Source organism: Skermanella sp., assembly GCF_059503625.1.
Genome location: NZ_JCACHA010000293.1, coordinates 1 through 2,980 on the forward strand (window position 1 = coordinate 1; position 2,980 = coordinate 2,980).

2 protein-coding genes are annotated in these 2,980 nt (G+C 55.0%); one reads left to right on the forward strand and one right to left on the reverse strand.

Features of this window, described 5'->3' with window-relative positions:
- Positions 1-89: 89 nt before the first annotated feature.
- Entirely contained in the window at positions 90-1,361 is a 1,272-nt protein-coding gene (locus AC5JJ6_RS06770) for an SPM autocatalytic domain-containing protein (RefSeq protein WP_496041302.1), read from the reverse strand.
- A gap of 734 nt (positions 1,362-2,095) precedes the next feature.
- On the opposite strand from AC5JJ6_RS06770, the gene AC5JJ6_RS06775 reads away from it, so the two are divergent.
- A complete protein-coding gene (locus tag AC5JJ6_RS06775) occupies positions 2,096-2,956 on the forward strand; it encodes a HEPN/Toprim-associated domain-containing protein (RefSeq protein WP_496041303.1) in 861 nt (286 codons plus the stop codon).
- The last annotated feature ends 24 nt before the right edge of the window (positions 2,957-2,980 follow it).

Below are 2,980 nucleotides of genomic sequence, written 5' to 3' on the forward strand. Positions count from 1 at the left end.
AGGTATCTCTGCCGATCGGCGATGGCGTAGAAGCGGCTGGAAAACGCTTCTACGTCTTCGCTGTCGGCCGGTCCGCGACGGCGCCGGCCTCAGACCTTCACGTCGAACAGCACGTCGACGACGGTGCCCCGGCTGCCGTCGGTGCGGGTGAACTCGCTTTGCGAGGCGATGACGCCGCCGTCCAGCCGCTGCTGTTCGGCCGGAGCCTTCAACCCGATCGCGATATCGAGCTTGATGCCGGTGATGCCTTCGTCCCGCAGGCGGGACATGCCGCCGTCGGTGTGCAGCAGGATCAGCGAGTTGAAGATGTTGTCCTTGGCGTCGATGGAGCCGCTGCCGTCCTGGTCGAACCGGGCCAGCTCGGCGAAACCGTCGCGGGCGCCGTTCTGCTCGCCGAACAGCTCGCTGCCGTCGTCGATCCGGCCATTGCCGTTGCGGTCCAGCGCCAGCAAGGCGTCGCCGCCCGATACCCAGGCTGTCTTGTCGCGGGTGCCGTCGGCGTCCATGTCGAAATAGACGCCGTTTTCCGCCGAGGACAGGTTGACGCCGTTGCCGTCCAGGTCGAACACCAGTGGATCGACCTGCCGGGTGTCTCCACCGCCGCCGCCCGGCGCCGGAGCTTGGCCGGGTATCTGCCCCGCGCCGCCCGGCTGGTTGCCGCCGGGCAACCCGGCCGCCAGGGCGGCCCCGGTCGTCACGCTGGCTTCCATCCGGACGATTTCGATGGAAGCCTGGATCTTGCCGGACTCGCCGCTGACCTGGAGCGTCACGGACTGGAAGACGACGGAAACGCTGGTCGAAGCCTCCCCGCCCGCCGAGGGCCTTGTCCCCATCGGCCCCCGCGTCGAGGCATCCCGCGCCTTGCCGGTAACCGCCTCCGCCGCTTCGAGCGCTTCCTTCTCGGACTTGCCGAACATGCGGAAGACCTTGACCAGATCCGCCCGCAAACTTTTCATGGCCTCTTCCATCGGCCCTTCCTGCTTCGCGTCGCGCGCCCGGCGCAGGCTGCGCAGCATTTCGACGGAGGCGGGGGCGGGCTGAGGCTGCGCGTTGCCCGACTGCGTCAGGCGGGTGGCGGCGGCGGAAAGCTGGATGCTGATACGGTCGTCGCTGTCGCGGCCGCGCCGGGCGTTGGCGGAGTGGGTGCGGTCGCGGTCCCGGTCGCGATCGACTGCGCGGTCGGGCGTGCGGGAATTCGCGGCGGGCGTCGCGGCTTGTTGCAGCGTCGCGGCGGTTGCCGTGGCTGCCGTCGTTGCCGCTGCCTTCGCCGCAGGGTGGGCCGTCGTCAAAGCCTCGCTGACGCGGGAGGCATTCAACGAGGCAAGCAAATTCTGACTCAGAGTCTCCAGTGTGCCAACCATCGGCTACCTCCTTCTAAGGGCCAATTCTGACGAGGAGAGCGGGAACCAGCACCTGCTGCGCGGTTTAGGAAGCTCCCCGGAGGCTCAATTTTGTCACTGGGGCGGTTAACGGTTGCTTAAGGCGGGGTTCTATTCGAGGTGCTCTTGAGGCACTCGGAAGACGCCTTTGATGAGGCTGGAGTTCCGGACTGCGATCTGGATTTGGGTCTTCTCGCAAGAACCCGCCGCTGGGTAGACCGGGTCACCTTCCATGAACACCCCGCGCGCAGTGTCGAACGGCGTCACTCCCGCCTTTTCACGGTTCTCGTGAAAGTAATTTATGACCGCGCAGTCGAGATGCCGTTGCAGGAGGTCACGGCTGCCCCTATTCTCATGAAAGCCGGCATTATGAAACATGGAGCTTTTGGAGTAGGCTTGCGGAAGCCGTGATAAGCGGTCTTCAAAGCCTGCGTGGCGTTGTGGAGCTTACATAGCCTATCATAACTCCGTTTCGAAACCGCTAAGTTATTGACTTATCTGCGCAGAAGCAGTTTTAATGGAATTTTTAAGATCAGAGCAACGTACAAACCGAAGGAAAACATTTTTGAAATTCCTCAGTCTCATTGTTAATTCACACACCTTTTACAGGTAGGAGTTAAAGGAGAATGTAATATGTTATGAGTTGACCTGTTTATTGAAAGTTCAAAATGACTTTGGTACGTTAGAGCAAACTTTAAAGTGAAGGATCTTGAAATTTGGGTTACTATAATACGCTAGCAGTCGGAAACCTGATTTTAATTTCCGAAAAAAACCAGATTAACGAAACTGCTGCTTGCTTGTTTCGGGAATCTGATAGACTTCGTGACAAAACGCATTCTGAAGATATTGCTCAAGAGTGGGGAATAGATGAAAGTGAGGATACTAGGCATTACTATTTTTGTTCAGGAATGAGAATGTCTCGCCGTTTACAAATAATGGGGTTTAATAAAATTGATTCGGAGAGTAGAATAAAGCTTTGTGCACAGCGTGCGTTAGAGAAAAGCCAGAATGAGATTGTTGATCTAGAAAGTAAATTAGATAAAAATTTTCAGACTGGAGCATTTGGAGACGAAACTTGGAATAAATCAATTTTAGAATACGAAAAAAAACTAAAAGAGTATCTCGAGTCGTTTGACTATGACGCGTATATTTCAGAGTTGATATCTGCTGCTCTTGGGTCCAATGAAGTAGCTTTAAGAGACCGTAAAAATAGTATAACGTTCAGATATGGAGCCGTATATGATGTCTCCGACTTCCGTGACACACTCGCAGTTATCTTGCATCGCTCCCCTCATTTGAATATAACTTTTGATGTAACAGACTTTATATATGCAGGATATTATGACGAAAATGAACCCATTATAGAAAACATCACATACTTTGCGGAAGACATAAATAAGTCTCGCGAGAAAATTATAATCTTAACCGAGGGAACAACCGATACTGAATTCCTCCAAGGCTCTCTTCAGAGAATAGAGCCAGATTTGGTTGACTATTTTGCTTTTCTAGATCTATCAGGCGCAAAGCCAATGTTGAGCGCTTCCGGTGTAATTGCTCACGGTATTGGCTGGTTATGAGCAGTTAGGCGACGGTGAAGGATC

Excerpts from the sequence above, each read along its gene's own strand:
- AC5JJ6_RS06770 (WP_496041302.1), bottom strand. The coding sequence starts at position 1,361 with ATGGTTGGCACACTGGAGACTCTGAGTCAGAATTTGCTTGCCTCGTTG.